This is a genomic window from Modestobacter italicus (assembly GCF_019799965.1).
GTDB classification, from domain to species: Bacteria; Actinomycetota; Actinomycetes; order Mycobacteriales; family Geodermatophilaceae; genus Modestobacter; species Modestobacter italicus_A.
On the sequence record NZ_JABGCJ010000002.1, the window covers coordinates 708,551 to 723,332 of the forward strand.

At 75.7% G+C, this 14,782-nt stretch carries 19 protein-coding genes; 9 read left to right on the top strand and 10 right to left on the bottom strand.

The features are described from left to right. Positions 1-102: 102 nt before the first annotated feature. Positions 103-501 carry an SRPBCC family protein gene (locus HLA93_RS07415; RefSeq protein WP_222193689.1) on the bottom strand — a complete coding sequence of 133 codons (399 nt, stop codon included), beginning with the start codon at positions 499-501 and terminating at the stop codon, positions 103-105. 130 nt (positions 502-631) lie between these two features. On the opposite strand from HLA93_RS07415, the gene HLA93_RS07420 reads away from it, so the two are divergent. Further along, the gene (locus HLA93_RS07420) at positions 632-1,552 is read left to right on the top strand and encodes a DMT family transporter (protein ID WP_222193690.1); all 921 of its coding nucleotides are present in this window, start codon (positions 632-634) and stop codon (positions 1,550-1,552) included. Positions 1,553-1,556: 4 nt separating this feature from the next. Here HLA93_RS07420 and HLA93_RS07425 read toward each other — a convergent pair whose 3' ends face one another. Further along, a complete protein-coding gene (locus HLA93_RS07425; protein ID WP_308127996.1) occupies positions 1,557-1,940 on the bottom strand; it encodes an ArsR/SmtB family transcription factor in 384 nt (127 codons plus the stop codon). Between the two features lie 130 nt (positions 1,941-2,070). On the opposite strand from HLA93_RS07425, the gene arsB reads away from it, so the two are divergent. Genes arsB through HLA93_RS07440 form a run of 3 tightly spaced genes read left to right on the top strand, consistent with a single transcriptional unit; the run spans position 2,071 to position 4,030 of the window. Then, positions 2,071-3,201: an ACR3 family arsenite efflux transporter gene (gene arsB, locus HLA93_RS07430; RefSeq protein WP_281425117.1), complete on the top strand. Its 1,131-nt coding sequence runs from the start codon at positions 2,071-2,073 to the stop codon at positions 3,199-3,201. Further along, on the top strand, positions 3,198-3,608 hold the full coding sequence (locus tag HLA93_RS07435; protein WP_222193691.1) for an arsenate reductase ArsC: 411 nt from the start codon (positions 3,198-3,200) through the stop codon (positions 3,606-3,608). The genes arsB and HLA93_RS07435 overlap by 4 nt, the downstream gene beginning before the upstream one ends. Beyond that, entirely contained in the window at positions 3,605-4,030 is a 426-nt protein-coding gene (locus tag HLA93_RS07440) for an arsenate-mycothiol transferase ArsC (RefSeq protein ID WP_222193692.1), read from the top strand. Before HLA93_RS07435 ends, HLA93_RS07440 begins: the two co-directional genes overlap by 4 nt. Positions 4,031-4,056: 26 nt before the next feature. Here the strand turns inward: HLA93_RS07440 and HLA93_RS07445 are convergent, their stop codons facing one another. After that, positions 4,057-4,509, bottom strand: a complete 453-nt coding sequence (locus HLA93_RS07445; protein WP_222193693.1) for a hypothetical protein — start codon at positions 4,507-4,509, stop codon at positions 4,057-4,059. Positions 4,510-4,637: 128 nt separating this feature from the next. On the opposite strand from HLA93_RS07445, the gene HLA93_RS07450 reads away from it, so the two are divergent. Then, positions 4,638-5,891 (top strand): APC family permease, encoded by a 1,254-nt coding sequence (locus tag HLA93_RS07450; protein ID WP_222193694.1) that lies wholly within the window; start codon positions 4,638-4,640, stop codon positions 5,889-5,891. A 13-nt stretch (positions 5,892-5,904) separates the two neighbouring features. On the opposite strand, the gene HLA93_RS07455 is transcribed toward HLA93_RS07450, so the two are convergent. Continuing rightward, positions 5,905-7,302 carry an FAD-dependent oxidoreductase gene (locus tag HLA93_RS07455; RefSeq protein WP_222193695.1) on the bottom strand — a complete coding sequence of 466 codons (1,398 nt, stop codon included), beginning with the start codon at positions 7,300-7,302 and terminating at the stop codon, positions 5,905-5,907. Positions 7,303-7,390: 88 nt separating this feature from the next. Between HLA93_RS07455 and HLA93_RS07460 the strand changes: the two genes are divergently transcribed. Continuing rightward, on the top strand, positions 7,391-7,750 hold the full coding sequence (locus HLA93_RS07460) for an ArsR/SmtB family transcription factor (protein WP_222193696.1): 360 nt from the start codon (positions 7,391-7,393) through the stop codon (positions 7,748-7,750). A 19-nt stretch (positions 7,751-7,769) separates the two neighbouring features. Here HLA93_RS07460 and HLA93_RS07465 read toward each other — a convergent pair whose 3' ends face one another. After that, entirely contained in the window at positions 7,770-8,579 is an 810-nt protein-coding gene (locus HLA93_RS07465; RefSeq protein ID WP_222193697.1) for a DUF998 domain-containing protein, read from the bottom strand. A gap of 59 nt (positions 8,580-8,638) precedes the next feature. On the opposite strand from HLA93_RS07465, the gene HLA93_RS07470 reads away from it, so the two are divergent. Beyond that, positions 8,639-8,971, top strand: coding sequence for a YnfA family protein (locus tag HLA93_RS07470; protein WP_222193698.1), 333 nt, complete (start codon positions 8,639-8,641; stop codon positions 8,969-8,971). Between the two features lie 49 nt (positions 8,972-9,020). On the opposite strand, the gene HLA93_RS07475 is transcribed toward HLA93_RS07470, so the two are convergent. Next, positions 9,021-9,443: a hypothetical protein gene (locus tag HLA93_RS07475; RefSeq protein ID WP_222193699.1), complete on the bottom strand. Its 423-nt coding sequence runs from the start codon at positions 9,441-9,443 to the stop codon at positions 9,021-9,023. 107 nt (positions 9,444-9,550) lie between these two features. Here HLA93_RS07475 and HLA93_RS07480 point away from each other — a divergent pair, with 107 nt between their 5' ends. Continuing rightward, positions 9,551-11,071 carry a Mur ligase family protein gene (locus HLA93_RS07480; RefSeq protein ID WP_222193700.1) on the top strand — a complete coding sequence of 507 codons (1,521 nt, stop codon included), beginning with the start codon at positions 9,551-9,553 and terminating at the stop codon, positions 11,069-11,071. Positions 11,072-11,114: 43 nt separating this feature from the next. Then, complete coding sequence (locus tag HLA93_RS07485) at positions 11,115-12,326, top strand: MFS transporter (protein ID WP_222193701.1); 1,212 nt, start codon at positions 11,115-11,117, stop codon at positions 12,324-12,326. Between the two features lie 54 nt (positions 12,327-12,380). Here HLA93_RS07485 and HLA93_RS07490 read toward each other — a convergent pair whose 3' ends face one another. The 4 genes from HLA93_RS07490 to HLA93_RS07505 all read right to left on the bottom strand — a co-directional run bounded on the left by HLA93_RS07490 (position 12,381) and on the right by HLA93_RS07505 (position 14,607). Then, the gene (locus tag HLA93_RS07490; RefSeq protein WP_222193702.1) at positions 12,381-12,584 is read right to left on the bottom strand and encodes a hypothetical protein; all 204 of its coding nucleotides are present in this window, start codon (positions 12,582-12,584) and stop codon (positions 12,381-12,383) included. Continuing rightward, positions 12,581-13,087, bottom strand: coding sequence for a hypothetical protein (locus HLA93_RS07495; protein ID WP_222193703.1), 507 nt, complete (start codon positions 13,085-13,087; stop codon positions 12,581-12,583). The genes HLA93_RS07490 and HLA93_RS07495 overlap by 4 nt, the downstream gene beginning before the upstream one ends. Before the next feature lie 45 nt (positions 13,088-13,132). Continuing rightward, positions 13,133-13,297 (bottom strand): hypothetical protein, encoded by a 165-nt coding sequence (locus tag HLA93_RS20815; protein WP_246625845.1) that lies wholly within the window; start codon positions 13,295-13,297, stop codon positions 13,133-13,135. A 311-nt stretch (positions 13,298-13,608) separates the two neighbouring features. Further along, positions 13,609-14,607, bottom strand: coding sequence for a helix-turn-helix domain-containing protein (locus tag HLA93_RS07505; protein WP_222193704.1), 999 nt, complete (start codon positions 14,605-14,607; stop codon positions 13,609-13,611). Positions 14,608-14,782: the final 175 nt, after the last annotated feature.

Below are 14,782 nucleotides of genomic sequence, written 5' to 3' on the forward strand. Positions count from 1 at the left end.
CGCGCAGCGCGGTGCGCCGGGAGGTCCGACAGCAGGCCGGTCACCGGGTCGGGGAGCTGCCCTCCGGGTCCGACGTCCGCACGAGCCCGGGCGGCGGCGCGGTCAGCCGGCCTCGAGCACCCGCTTCAGGGTCGCGAGGTCGGCGGTCACCGCGGCGGTGTCGGCCTCCAGCTCCTCGTCGGTGGTGCCCGCGGCCCGGCGCAGGGTGAAGACCACCTCGCTGCCGGCCCCGTCGGCGAGCACTCGCACCGGGTTGGTGGTGGTCGTGCCGTCGGGGAGCACCACGTCGTGGTCCAGGACGCCGTACTCGTTGACCGGCACGAAGCGCACCAGCACCCGGCCCATCGGGGAGTCGGCGACCCACTCGCCGCGCTCCCGGCGGATCCCGGCCGCCAGCCCGGCCGCCCAGACCGGCAGGTTCGCCGGGTCACGGACCCAGGCGTACACCGCCTCAGCGGGCCGGTCGATCTGCACGGTCAGGTGGCGCGACGAGGAGGGCATGCCGGCATCGTGCCGCACAGCACTGACAGAGCGCGGCGATGCTGCCCGATCCCGCAGCCCGACGGCCAGCTGCGGTGCCGCGGCCGGAAACCGCCAGATCCCGTCGGTCGCCGTCCCTAGGGTCCTGCTCGTGCCCGCTCCCTCACGTACCCCGCTCACCCTGCTGGCCGTCACGGTCACCGTGCTGGCCTGGGCCTCGGCCTTCATCGGCATCCGCGCCGTGGGGGAGGACCTCTCACCCGGCGCCCTGGCGCTGGGCCGCCTCGCGATCGGGACCCTCGTGCTCGGGCTGCTGCTGACCCGGCGCGGCTGGGTGCCCCCGACGCCCGGTGAGTGGCGGCTGCTCGTCGTGTGCGGGGTGGGCTGGTTCGGCATCTACAACCTCGCGCTCAACGCCGCCGAGCAGCACCTGGACGCCGGGACGACGGCGATGCTGGTCAACATCGGCCCGGTGCTGATCGCGGTGTTCGCCGGGCTGCTGCTGGGCGAGGGCTTCCCGCGCTGGCTGGTGATCGGGCTGGGCATCGCCTTCTGCGGCGTGCTGCTGATCGGCTTCGCGACCCGGGACGCCGGGGCCGACCTGCTCGGCGTGCTGCTCAGCGTGGTCGCCGCGGTGACCTACGCCGCCGGGGTGGTGGCGCAGAAGCCGCTGCTGCGCCGGCTGCCCGCCCTGCAGGTCACGTTCACCGCCTGCGCGATGGGCGCGCTGTGCTGCCTGCCGTGGGCCGGGGCGCTGGTGGCCGACCTGGGGTCGGCGCCGGCCTCCTCGATCGCCGGCACGGTCTACCTGGGGGTGGTGCCGACGGCGCTGGCCTTCAGCACCTGGGCCTACGCGCTGCGCCGGATGGACGCCGGCCGGCTGGGCGCGACCACGTACCTGGTGCCACCGATCGTGGTGCTGCTGGGCTGGGTCCTGCTCGACGAGGTGCCGCCGGCGCTGGCCGTCGTCGGTGGCGGGGTCTGCCTGCTGGGCGTGGCCGTCTCCCGGCGCCGCACCCGTCCGAGCCGGCCGGTGCCGGTCCCGCAGGAGGCCGGCAGCGCGACGGTCTGAGCGGTCAGCTGCGCGCGGGGACGCCGGGGAGCGCGGACACGACCGCGTCGAGGGCGCCGGGCACCAGGGAGAAGTACGCCCACACCCCGCGCTTGTCGCGGGTGAGGAAGCCGGCGTCCACCAGCACCTTGAGGTGGTGGGACACGGTGGGCTGGGACAGCCCCAGTGGCCCGGTGAGGTCGCAGACGCAGACCTCGCGGCCCTCGTTGCCGGCCACCAGGGCGAGCACCCGCAGTCGCGCCGGATCGGCCAACGCCTTGAGGGTGCGGGCCAGGTCGGCGGCCTGCTCGGCGTTCATCGCGCCGGCCAGCTCGGCGGGAGAGCACCCGGGCGCCCCGACGTCGACCAGCTCCAGGGTGGGGCGGTCCGCCGTTCGACTGGTGTTCACCCGGCCAGTATCGGCACGGCATTGACGTCTGTCGATACCCCCGGCATCCTCTGGGGCGGATAGACGGACGTCGATACAGGACGTCGGTACACGATGCCCCGCTCGCGGGGCCGAGGAGCAGCCCACCCCCATGAGCGATCTCGCCGCTGAGACCCCCCGCACCGGCACCGACCTCGAGACCCCCGTGCTGGCCCGGTTGTCGACGCTGGACCGGTTCCTGCCGGTGTGGATCGTCGTGGCGATGGTCGCCGGCCTGCTGCTGGGTCGCCTGGTGCCCGGGCTGGACGACGCCCTGGACGCCGTCCGGATCGGCGAGGTGAGCCTGCCGATCGCGGTCGGTCTGCTGCTGATGATGTACCCGGTGCTGGCGAAGGTCCGGTACACCGAGCTGGACCGGGTGACCGGTGACCGCAAGCTGCTGGGCGCCTCGCTGGTGCTGAACTGGCTGGTCGGCCCGGCGCTGATGTTCGCCCTCGCCTGGCTGCTGCTGCCCGACCTGCCCGAGTACCGCACCGGCCTGGTGATCGTCGGCCTGGCCCGCTGCATCGCGATGGTGCTCATCTGGAACGACCTGTCCTGCGGTGACCGCGAGGCCGGGGCCGTGCTGGTGGCGATCAACTCGGTGTTCCAGATCCTCGCCTTCGCCGTGCTCGGCTGGTTCTACCTCCAGGTGCTGCCCGGCTGGCTAGGGCTGTCGACCACGTCGGCGGAGTTCAGCTTTTGGGCGATCGTCCTCTCGGTGCTGGTCTTCCTGGGCATCCCGCTGGTCGCCGGGTTCCTCACCCGCACGATCGGCGAGCGCACGAAGGGCCGCGACTGGTACGAGGGGCGGTTCCTGCCGAAGATCGGCCCGGTCGCCCTCTACGGCCTGCTGTTCACCATCGTCATGCTCTTCGCCCTGCAGGGCGACGCGATCACCTCCAACCCCTGGGACGTCGCCCGCATCGCGCTGCCGCTGCTGGCCTACTTCGCCCTGATGTTCGGGGGCTCGTTCGTGCTCGGGATGCGGCTGCGGCTGGGGTACGCGAAGACCGCGACGCTGGCCTTCACCGCCGCCGGCAACAACTTCGAGCTCGCCATCGCCGTCGCGATCGGCACCTTCGGCGTCACCTCCGGCCAGGCGCTGGCCGGCGTGGTGGGCCCGCTGATCGAGGTCCCGGTGCTGGTCGGCCTCGTCTACGTCTCGCTCTGGGCCGCCCGCCGCTGGTTCCCCGGCGACCCGACCGTCCCTGCTCCCACTCCCTCCCGGAGGAACGCATGACCATGCCCAGCGTCCTGTTCGTCTGCGTGCACAACGCCGGCCGCTCCCAGATGGCCGCTGGCTGGCTGCGCCACCTGGCCGGGGACGCCGTCGAGGTGCGCTCGGCCGGGTCGGTGCCCGGCGACCAGGTCAACCCGTCGGCGGTCGCGGCGATGGCCGAGGTCGGCATCGACATCGCCGACCAGCGCCCCAAGGTGCTCACCACCGACGCCGTCGAGGCCTCCGACGTGGTGATCACCATGGGCTGCGGCGACGCCTGCCCGGTGTTCCCCGGGAAGCGGTACCTGGACTGGGCGCTGGAGGACCCGGCCGGCAAGGGCGTGGAGTCGGTGCGCCTCATCCGTGACGAGATCGAGGTGCGCGTCCGGGCGCTGCTCGCCGAGCTCCAGGTGTCCACCGCGCCGTGACCGGTCGGCCCAGCGTGCTGTTCGTCTGTGCACGCAACGCGGGGAAGTCCCAGCTGGCGGCGGGGCTGATGGCCCAGCTCGCCGGGGACGCGGTTGCGGTCGCCTCGGCCGGGACGGCGCCGCGGGAGGCGCTCAACGAGCAGGCGGTCCGGTCGCTGGCCGAGCTCGGCATCGACATCAGCGGTGAGCGGCCCAAACCGGTCACCGATCAGCTGGTCGGGAACGCCGACGTCGTGGTGGTCCTCGGCCGGGAGGCGCGGGTCGACCCGGTGCCCGGCACCCGTTCGGTGACCTGGGACGTCGACGAGCCGTCCGCCCGGGGCATCGAGGGCATGGCCCGGATGCGGCTGGTGCGGGACGACATCGCGAACCGGGTGCGGGCGCTGGCCACCGAGCTCGGCGTCGAGCAGCACCCGGCGTGAGCGCCGGGTCTCGCTGCGGCGGTCGGTCAGGTCCGGACGGCGTCCCGGTCGGCCGCCAGGTGGGTCACCGGGATGCCGGTGGCCTTTCGCAGCCGGGCCGGGAGGTCGCGGCGCAGCCATTGGGAGAGACCGTGCGGCAGGGTGGACACGATGATCTCGTCGGCGGGGACGTGGCGGAGGGCGGCCCGGACCGCCTCCAGTGCGTCCGGGTCGCCGACCTCGCCGTCGACGGTGGCGCCCAGCTCGCGGAGGTGGTCCAGCGCGTGCTCCAGCCGCTGACAGGCCAGGGCGTAGGCGCGGTCCGCGGTCGAGGGGCCCAGGGCGGCATAGGCGCTCGGGCCGTCCGGCTGGTCGTGCAGCGGCGTGGCCGGGGCGACGACGTGGAAGGTGTGCGGCCCGCGGGCGATCCGCTCCGCCACGGCCTCGCTGAGGATCTCGGTGGTGAGGGTCTGGTTCGCGACGATCAGGCAGTGGCGCATCTTCGTCCTCCGGTCCGGTCGGTGACCTGCGAACACCCCCATGGTGAACTGGGTCACAGTCCGGCGCCAGTGCTGGCGTGCTTTGCGGTCCCGGCGCGACGGCAGCGGGTACGCCGCTGGGGCGGACGGTGAGCGGGAGCCCGGGCCTGGCTCGTCGGCTCGGCACCGGGGACGCCGTCGTCATCGGGCTGGGCTCGATGATCGGGGCCGGCGTCTTCGCGGCCTTCGCCCCGGCCGCCCAGGCCGCCGGCGCCGGTCTGCTGATCGGACTGGCGATCGCGGCGGTCGTGGCCTGGTGCAACGCCACCGCCTCGGCCCAGCTGGCCGCCCAGTACCCCGCATCGGGCGGCACCTACGTCTACGGGCGGGAGCGGCTGGGGGACTGGTGGGGCTTCCTGGCCGGCTGGGGGTTCGTGATCGGCAAGACGGCCAGCTGTGCGGCGATGGCGCTGACCTTCGCTGCGTACGCCGCGCCGGCCGGGTGGCAGCGCCCGGTGGCCGTGGCCGCCGTCCTCGCGCTGACCGCGACGAACTACCGCGGGGTGACCCGCACCGCGGGGCTCACCCGGGTGATCGTGACCGTCGTCATGGCTGCGCTGGCCGTCGCGGTCGCGGCGATGCTGTTCGGTGGTCCTGCAGGCGGGCCGGGGCCGGAGGACTGGGCGGTCGAGGGCGGCGTCCTCGGAGTGCTGCAGTCGGCCGGGCTGTTGTTCTTCGCCTTCGCCGGCTACGCCCGGATCGCCACGCTGGGGGAGGAGGTCCGCGACCCGGCCCGGACCATCCCGCGCGCGGTCCTGCTGGCGCTGGGCGGCGCCGTGGTGGTCTACCTGGTGGTCGCGCTGGCGCTGCTGACCGCACTGGGGCCCGACGGCATCGCCGGGACGACGGAGCCGCTGGCCGCCGCCGTGGCCGCCGGCAGCTGGGAGTGGGCCGGCCCGGTCGTGCGGATCGGTGCCGCCGCGGCCGCGCTGGGCGCGCTGCTGGCGCTGATCGCCGGGGTGGGCCGCACCAGCCTGGCGATGGGCCGCCAGGGTGACCTGCCGCGGTACCTGGCGGCGGTCCACCCCCGCTTCGCCGTGCCGCACCGCGCCGAGGTCACCGTCGGGCTGGTCGTCTGCCTGCTGGTGCTCACCGTCGACCTGCGCGGCGCGATCGGCTTCTCCTCGTTCGGGGTGCTGCTGTACTACGCCGTCGCCAACGCCGCGGCGTTCACCCAGGACGGGGCGCACCGTCGCTTCCCCCGGTGGCTGCAGGTCCTCGGCCTGCTGGGCTGTCTGGTCCTGGTCGCCACGCTGCCGTGGCAGTCCGTGGCCGCCGGCATCGCCGTCTTCGCCGTCGGCATCGCCTACCGGGCCACCCGGCTGCGGCTGGCGGCCCGCTGAGCGCCGCGCGCGGTCAGCTCGGCCGGGCGGTCGCCAGCGGCTCCGGAGCCGCCCCGCAACAGCTCGCCGGCTCCTCGGCCGACCACCCGTGCGCGCTGCCGGTGGCGAACCCGACGCCGGCGGTCTCCACGGCCTCGCGGTCGGCCAGGTCGGTGCTGCAGACGCCGGTCGCGGGCAGGTGCAGCTGGACGGCGTCGGCGGCCTCGAGGTCCCCGGCGAGCGCAGCGGCGATCGAGCGGACCTGCTCGTAGCCGGTGGCCAGCAGGAACGTCGGTGCCCGGCCGTAGGACTTCATCCCGGCCAGGTAGAAGCCCTCGTCAGGGTGGGCGAGGGCGCGGTGCCCGTGCGGGGGGACGGTGCCGCAGGAGTGCGCGTTCGGGTCGATCAGCGGCGCCAGCCGGACCGGAGCCTCGAGCGCGGCGTCCAGCTCCAGCCGGACCTCGCGGAGCAGGTCGAGGTCGGGGCGGAAGCCGGTGGCCCCGGCCAGCGCGTCGACGTGCAGGTCGACCGGGGCGCCGTCCCGGCCGGTGCCGGTGACCCACAGCAGCCCGTCGTCGGAGGGGGTGAACCGGGTCAGGGTGACCTCGCGGTGCAGCTCGACGTGCCCGGCCTGGACGGCGGCCTCGAGCGTGGACCCGAGCAGGCCGCGGGCGGGCAGCCCGTCGGCGTCCCCGCCGCCGTAGAGCCGGGCGGGGGAGCGGCCACGGATGGCCCAGCTGATCCGGGTGCCGGGCTCGGTGCGCTGCAGCTCGACCAGGGCCAGCAGGGTGTTCGCCGCGGAGTGGCCCATGCCGACGACGAGCGTGTGCCGCCCGGCGAACCGGGCCCGGTCACGGCCCAGGACGTCGGGCAGCGGGCCGACCAGCCAGTCGCCGGCCTGGTCCTCACCGATCGCGGGGAGGCCTGCGGCGCCCAGCGGGTTGCGCTGGCCCCAGGTGCCGGAGGCGTCGATCACCGCGCGCGCGGTCACGTCGTGCACCCGGCCGTCGACGAGGGTGCGCACCAGGTACGCCCGCCCCGCCCGCCCGACGGTGCGGGTCTTGTCCACCCCGACGCGGCTGACCGCGACCACCCGCGCGCTGGTGCGGATCCGGCCGGCCAGCTGCGGGGTCGCGGCCAGCGGGTCCAGGTACCGCTCGACGAGCTCGGCGCCGGTGGGCAGCGCGGTGCGGTCCGGGGACTCCCAGCCGGTCGGTTCGAGCAGCCGGACGGCGGCGTCGTCGAGGTCGTACTCCCACGGCGAGAACAGCCGCACGTGCCCCCATGCCCGCACGGCCGCCGCGGCCCGGTCGCCGGCCTCCAGCACCAGCGGTTCGAGACCGCGTTCCAGCAGGTGCGCCGCGGCGGCCAGTCCGACGGGGCCGGCGCCGATGACGACCACCGGGAGCTCGTGCGTCGGGTCAGCGCTCATGGGGGTGCTCCTGTCGTCGAGGCCAGTGAGCGGGGACATTAACAGCGAACACTGTTGACAACAACCACTGTGTGTCAGACTGGTCGGCATGCGCCAGGACCTGGACGTGCGACTGCTGGACGTCGACGAGCTGACCTCGCCCGCCGACCGGGCCCGCCTGCTCGCCCCGCAGCTGAAGGCGCTCGGCGACCCCAACCGGCTGCACCTGGTCCTGCTGCTGGCGGAGGGGCCGCGCACGGTGCGCCAGCTCACCGACGCCGCCGGCATGAGCCAGACCCTGGTCAGCCACCACCTGGCCCCGCTGCGCGAGCAGGGGCTGGTGACCGTCACGCCGAAGGGGCGCAGCAACGTCTACGCGCTGTGCTGCGAGGCCCTGGCCGGTCCGGTCAAGGCGCTGGCCACGCTGGCCGCGCTCACCCCCGAGGGCGCCGACGCCTGCTGCTCCTGAGCGCCCACGCCCCGGCGGGTCAGCGGCGGCGGGGCGCCCAGGGGTCGTCGGGGTCGAAGTCGTCGGGGTCGTCCTCTGCAGCCGTGCTCGCCGCCTGCCCCGGGGCGGGGCGCTGCTCGGCCCGCCGGGCCGCCGCCTCCAGGGCTGCGTCACGCTCGGCGAGGCGCTGGGCGCGCTCCAGCCGGGCGTCCTCGCGCAGCTGGCGGCGGGTGGGCGTGCCGTCGGGCCGGGTGAGCGCGAGCCAGTCGTCCTTCTGCCGCCACAGCGCGGCGCCGGCGATCGGCAACCCGATCGGGACGACGTAGCCGGCCACCCGCTCCATGCCGCCCTCGCCGAGGAAGAGGAACACCGCGGCGCCGAAGAAGACCGTGCCGATCAGGCCGATCAGCCCGAGCAGGGCCAGCGTGGTGCCCAGCGCCTCGGACCGGGGCCGCACCCCGTAGGCCAGCGCGATCAGGCCGAGCGCCCCACCCACGAAGTACGCGGCAGCGGCGATCTGATGAGCGGTGGCGTTGCCGTCGGAGGGGAAGACCCCGACCAGCAGCACGCCCAGGCCGGCGACGCCCAGGAACACCCGGGTCAGCCGGCCGCCGGTGCCCGACAGTCCCGGGGCCAGCAGCAGCGCGCCGCCGACGATGAGCAGCCCCTGGACGACGAAGGAGGCGTTCATCAGCAGCCGGGCCGGCGAGGCTGCCGTCCCGAGGTCGCTGATCACGTCGGCGGACCGGGAGTAACCGCCGAACTGGCTGGCCACGATCGCCTCGACGACGAAGAACTGCAGGGTGAGCAGCCAGAGGAGGCCACCCCAGCGGTACCGGCTGTCCGTCACGAGGAGTCATCGTCCCAGCCCTGGCTGTGCGGTGGAGGGCGGGGCGGCAGAGTGGCGGTGTGACGATCCGCTCCATCGCCCTGTTCGTGCTCGCCGCGCTGCTGGAGATCGGCGGGGCCTGGCTGGTCTGGCAGGGGCTCCGGGACTCCCGCGGCTGGGTCTGGGTCGGGCTCGGGATGGTGTCGCTGGCGCTCTACGGCGTGGTGGCCACGCTGCAGCCGGAGGCCGCCTTCGGCCGGGTGCTGGCCGCCTACGGCGGCGTCTTCATCGTCGGCTCGCTGCTGTGGGCCATGGTGGCCGACGGCTTCCGCCCCGACCGCTGGGACGTCGCCGGTGCGGTCGTCTGCCTGGTCGGGGTCGCGCTGATCATGTACGCGCCCCGCAGCGCCTGACCCCGCGGCACCGGCGGTAGCCGTCGCGGCGGCTGCCGTGGGTCCGGGGTCAGCGCCGGACGCCGGCATGCGCCAGCACGGCGGCGTACTGCCCTGCCGACAGCCAGGACGGGTTGCTCCCCGCCGGCATCCGCAGCACCTCCGCATCGCGCGCCGCCGGGTCGGCGAGCAGCTCGGCACGGTCCACCGGCTCGGCCAGTCGGGTCCAGCGGACGGCGACGGCGGGCCCGTCCTCGCCCGGCTGGGGCCGGCCGGTCAGCACCCCCAGGGCGTGCACACCGGGCCGGTCCCGGCCGCTGACCCACAGCAGACACGGCTGGCCCGGGGTCATCAGCTCCAGCCGGTAGCTGGGGCGCACGCAGCGGGCCAGCTCGGCGGTCTCGCCGATCTGCCAGTCGGGCCGCAGCGCACCGGGTGGCCGGGTGCTCTTCAGCACCCAGCAGGCGACGTCCGGCGAGGTCAGGCGGGGCACGGTGACCAGCCAACCAGGCCGGGCAGGGGCACCGCGCGCCCGCGGTCGGTGGCGCACGTCCTGGTCTCGCGCTGCCGACCCGCGGTGTTGCCCCTAGCGTCAGCGGCGTGCTGCGCGCCGGAGTCCGCTGGTCCGACCTCGAACGCCGGGCCCGGGCCGTCGCGGCCGGTCCGGTGGTGCGCGTCGGGGTCCCGGACGGCCTGGTGCCCGACGACCTGCTCCTGCACGGGCTGGTCACCGACTCCCGGGCGGTGACGCCGGGCTGCCTGTTCGCCTGCGTGCGCGGCGGCAGCAGCGACGGTCACCGGTTCGCCGCGGCGGCGGTGGCCGCCGGTGCGGCCGCCCTGCTCACCGACCGGCCGGTGGACGTCGACGCGCCGCAGCTGCGGGTGCCCTCGGTGCGTGCCCTGCTCGGCCCGCTCGGGGCCCTGCTGGCCGGCGACCCGGCCGACCACCTGCGGCTGGTCGGCGTCACCGGCACCAACGGCAAGACCACGACCAGCACGCTGGTGCGTGGGGTGCTCACCGCCGCCGGGGAGTGCGCCGGGGTGGTCACCACCCTCGGCGCCCGGGTGGGCGACCAGCGCCGGGCCACCCGGCTGACCACCCCGGAGGCGCCGGAGCTGCACGCGCTGTTGCGCTGGATGGTCGACGCCGGCGCGACCAGCGCGGTGGTGGAGGCCTCCTCGATCGCGCTGGACGTCGGCCGGGTCGACGGCGTGCACGTCGAGGTCGCCGTCTTCACCGGCTTCGAGGAGGACCACCTCGACCACCACGGCACCATCGAGCAGTACTGGGCGAGCAAGGCGCTGCTGTTCACCCCCGAGCGCGCCGACAGCGCGGTCGTCGTGGTCGACGGGCCGTGGGGGCGGCGGCTGGCCGACCAGGTGCGCCTGCCGGTCACCCGGGTGGCCACCGGCCCGGACGTCGACGCCGACGTGCGGGTGCTCGGCTGGCGGACCGGTGCCGAGGGCACCAGCGTGCTGGTCGAGGACGACGACGGCCGGCACCGGATCACCTCCCCGCTGGTCGGCCGGGTGCACGTGGCCAACCTGGCCGCGGCCTGGGCGACGGGCCGCTCGCTGGGCCTGGCGCCGGCGGTGGTCGCCGCCGGGATCTCGGCCACGGCGCCGCCGGCCGGCCGGAACACCCTGCTGGGCGCCCCGGGCGGGCCGCTGGTCGTCGTGGACTACGCGCACACCCCGCACGCGCTCGCGGCCGCGCTGCAGACCGCCCGCGACCTGACCCGCCCCGGTGGCCGGGTGCACCTGGTGCTCGGTGCCCGGGGGCGCCGGGACCGGTACAAGCGTCAGGGCCTCGGGGTCTCCGCGCGCGCCGCCGACGAGGTGTGGCTGACCAACGAGGGCAGCCACGGCGAGCGGCCCGAGGCCATCGTCGCCGAGCTGCGGGTCGGGCTGGCCGGCGGCACCGGCGTGGTGCACACGGTGCTGGACCGCCGGGAGGCGATCACCGCGGCGGTCGAAGCCGCCGGCGGCCGGGACGTGGTGCTGATCGTGGGCCGCGGCCACGAGACGACGATGACCGACGACGGTGCCCCGGTGCACTTCGACGACGCCGAGGTGGCACGGGAGGCGCTGGACCAGCTGCTGACCGAACAGGCCTCCTGACCCGACCCGCGGTGGCCCCGCGCACAGGAGCAGCCTCCCCGTCGTGACGACGGGGGAGTGGCCGGGCCACCAGGTCGGTGAACCGGGATTCCGGCGAGCTGCCACGGGCGTCTTCCTGGCCGGCATCGCCGTCTTCGTCAGCCTCTACGCGCCGCAGTCCCTGCTGCCCGAGCTGACCCGCTCCTTCGGGGTCTCCCCGGCCGCCTCGACGCTGGCCATCTCGGTCACCACCGGGGCGCTGGCCGTCGGTCTGCTGGTGCTCGGCCCGCTGTCGGACCGGCGCGGGCGCACCGGCATCCTGCACGCCAGCCTCGCCACCTCCGCGGTGCTGGCCGTGCTCATCGCCCTGGCGCCGACCTGGCAGGTGCTGCTCGTGCTGCGCGGCCTGCAGGGCTTCGCGCTCGCCGGCCTGCCCGCGGTCGCGGTGGCCTACCTGCGCGAGGAGCTGCACCCGCAGGTCAGCTCCCGCGCCATCGGGCTGTACGTCAGCGGGACCGCGATCGGCGGACTGTCCGGCCGGCTGATCAGCGGTTTCCTCACCGAGTTCGGCGGCTGGCGGACGGCGCTGGGTGGTGCCGCGGCGCTGACGGTGGGCTGCGCGGTCGCCGTCCGGGTGCTGCTGCCGCCGTCCCACCGGTTCGTCCGGGTGCCCCGGGAGGGGCGGCTGCTGCGACAGCTGGGCGCGGCGTTCACCGACCCGGCGCTGCTGGCGCTCTACGGGGTGGCTGCGCTGCTGATGGCCGGCAACGTGGCCGTGTACAACGCGGTCACCTTCCGGCTGGAGTCCGCGCCGTACTCGCTGTCCCCGGCGCTGGTCGGGCTGGTGTTCCTGGCCTACCTGCTCGGCTCGGCCAGCTCGCCCACCGCCGGCTGGCTCGCCGACCGGGCCGGGCGCCGGGTGGTCGTGCCGCTGTGCCTGGTGGTGATGGGCGCCGGCATCGCGCTGACGCTGCCCACCCCGCTGTGGTGCGTGATCGCCGGTCTGTGCGTGCTGACGGTCGGCTTCTTCGCCGCGCACGGGGTGGCCAGCGGCTGGGTGGCGGTGCGGGCCCAGCTGGGCGGGCGGCCGGTCGGGCAGGCCGCCTCGCTGTACTCGTTCTGGTACTACGTCGGGTCCTCGGTCGGCGGCACCCTGGCCGGCCGGGCCTGGCAGGACGCCGGCTGGCCCGCGGTCGCGCTGCTGGCCGGTGGCTGCACGTTCGCGGCGCTGCTGCTCACCGCGGTGCTGGGTCGGACCCGCTCGCTGCAGCCCTGATCGGCTGCGCCAGGCGGTGCCCCGGGTCGTCCCGGGGCACCGCCCCCTGGAGGCTCAGGCCTCGGTCGCGTCGTGCTCGTAGGCGCCGGCCGGGTTCGCGTCGTCGGACTGCACCGCCTGGCGCTCCAGCTCGGTGCGGTGCTCGAGCACCTCGTCGGACAGGTGCGGGTCCTTGGCGTGCTCGCTGCGGTCCCGGGGAGCCGGCTCCTCGGGGGTCATCACGTCGTCGAGCGTCGGTTCGTCGTGCGGGCTGGTCATCTCTTGCCTCCGCTCCACCGGCCCGGTCGTTCCGGGCCTCGTCTCCCTCCCCCTATCCCGCGGGGGTGGGGTGGCAAACCGTCGTCCGGCTCCACGCGGGGAGGTCGGGGCTCGGGTGGCGGCCCGCCGGCCGGTGGCAGGTCGAGCACCAACTCGCCGATCCGCACCCGGGTGGGGGTCGTCGGGTCCAGCCCCGCGGGCGGCTCGATCACGGTGGTGTGGGGGGCCAGGTCCGCCGTCATCGGCCCAGTGGCCTGCCGGTGCTCGATGGTCAGCACCAGCTCCCCGCCCTCGACCCGGGCGGTGCGCGGCGACCGCGGATGACTGCTGCTGCCCCAGGTGGTGACCGCCAGGGCGGTGGCGTCGGGCAGCCACCACACCCCGACACCGGGCCACGGCCGGCCCGGGTGCGGGGGAGTGCCGACCAGGGGCAGTCGGCCGTCACCCGGCCGGCCTGCGGCACGCACCACCGCCGGCGTCCCCGCCGCGTCCTCGGTCGTCATGCGCAGCAGGTTAGGGGTGCAGCAGGCCGAGGGCGCAGCCCCGCGTCAGCCCTGTCTCAGCTGGTCGGCCGGCAGCCAGGCCTCGACCAGCACCGGGCCGTGGGCGCCGACGACGGTGTAGGCGACCCGGCCGTGCCAGGCGCCCTCCCGCTGCCGCCACTCGACCAGCAGCCCCGGCCAGGTGCCCGGTGCATCGGGCGGGTCGAGCACCCAGCAGTGCCGCCCGTGGCCCCCGCCCGCCGGCCGGCGTACCTCCCCAGCCGGCGCGGCCACGGACGGCGGCGGCGCGGGGTGCCCAGAGGGCTGGGACCCGGAGGACTGGGAGCCGGAGGACTGGGGCTGGGGCGGAGAGTGCCCGGACCGGGCCGCCCGGTCGGCCAGTGAGCCGGCGTGCCGCCCTCGCTGCATCCCCCCGGCCACCCGGACATCGTCGCACGGCCCTCGAACACACGTTCGATCCACGCCCGCCCCATCGTCGTCGAGCGACAGCTCTGCGGGGTTACCTGGCTGGGGGTCCCCGCTCAGCTGTCACTCGAAGGCAGGGACGGCAGGGACGGCAGGGACGGCGGGGGTGGGGGTGGTTGCTGTGCCCGCCAGTCGCGCGGGCTCATCCCGAACTGGGCACGGAACCGGCGGCTGAAGTGCGACGGGTCGCCGAACCCCCAGGCGCGGGCGACGGCGGCGATCGGACGCCCACCGGGCCGCGCCAGCTCGGCCCGGGCACCGGTCAGGCGCTGGTCGATGACCCACTGCTCCAGGCTGAACCCGGCCGCCGAGCACAGCCGGTAGAGCTGGCGGACGCTGATCGCGTGCTCGGTCGCGATGCGGGCGGCGTCCAGGTCGGGATCGGTGAGGTGCTGCTCGACCCAGGTGCGGATCCGGGTCAGCAGGGTCTCGCCCAGCACGGCGCGGATCGCGCCGTCCGCACCCGCGGCGGAGACGACCAGTGCCCGCGCGAGCTCGACGGTCGCCACGGACAGCGCCGGCCACCCCGGGTCGGCGGTCAGTCGCTCGGCGTCCCGGGTCACCTGGGCGACGTGCGCCCGGACGAGCTCGTACAGCGGGCTGTCCGGCACCTGCGGCACGGCCCGGCGAACGACGTCCACCGGTAGTCCGAGGCGGGCGACCGGGATCTGCAGGGCCCGCCCCGCGCCCTCGGTGGCGCCCCAGGCGAAGGAGTACGGGGAGCTGACGTCGGTGACCGCGAGGCCGCCGGGGGGCAGGGCACGCTCCCGGCCGCCCTGCTCGTGCCGGCCGGTGCCGCGTTCCTGGACGTAGAGGGACAGCACCGGCGGGGTGTCCGGCGGGACGGGGCGGCGGCCGACGGCCAGCGGGCCGACGACGTCGGCGCGCAGCACCGGGAGACTGCCGAGCTGCCAGGCGTCCAGCCGCACCTGCACCGCCGCCGCCGGCTCGCGCAGCCACACCCGGGAGCTCATCCCGGCCTGCAGCCGCGCGACCACGGCGGCCGGACGGCGGTCGGCGCCGATGAGCTGCCGGCTGTCCAGGAGCGTGACCATCGCGCCTCCCCGTGCGGGTGGTCGGCGACGCTGCCGCGAGCACCGACATCCTGTCGCCCCGACGGACCGTCCGGGAAGGGCATCCGTCCCGGGTGGTCGGCACGCAGGGACCAGCACCGGGCACCGAGGGCACGCTCCGCCGGCGGCGGCGTCCCTAGCGTGCTGGGCGCCACCA

Coding starts and splice junctions, on each gene's coding strand:
- HLA93_RS07495 (WP_222193703.1), bottom strand. CDS start 13,087: ATGACGACCGAGGACGCGGCGGGGACGCCGGCGGTGGTGCGTGCCGCA.
- HLA93_RS07490 (WP_222193702.1), bottom strand. CDS start 12,584: ATGACCAGCCCGCACGACGAACCGACGCTCGACGACGTGATGACCCCC.
- HLA93_RS07505 (WP_222193704.1), bottom strand. CDS start 14,607: ATGGTCACGCTCCTGGACAGCCGGCAGCTCATCGGCGCCGACCGCCGT.
- HLA93_RS07435 (WP_222193691.1), top strand. CDS start 3,198: ATGACCATGCCCAGCGTCCTGTTCGTCTGCGTGCACAACGCCGGCCGC.
- HLA93_RS07455 (WP_222193695.1), bottom strand. CDS start 7,302: ATGAGCGCTGACCCGACGCACGAGCTCCCGGTGGTCGTCATCGGCGCC.
- HLA93_RS07445 (WP_222193693.1), bottom strand. CDS start 4,509: ATGCGCCACTGCCTGATCGTCGCGAACCAGACCCTCACCACCGAGATC.
- HLA93_RS07415 (WP_222193689.1), bottom strand. CDS start 501: ATGCCCTCCTCGTCGCGCCACCTGACCGTGCAGATCGACCGGCCCGCT.
- HLA93_RS07460 (WP_222193696.1), top strand. CDS start 7,391: ATGCGCCAGGACCTGGACGTGCGACTGCTGGACGTCGACGAGCTGACC.
- arsB (WP_281425117.1), top strand. CDS start 2,071: ATGAGCGATCTCGCCGCTGAGACCCCCCGCACCGGCACCGACCTCGAG.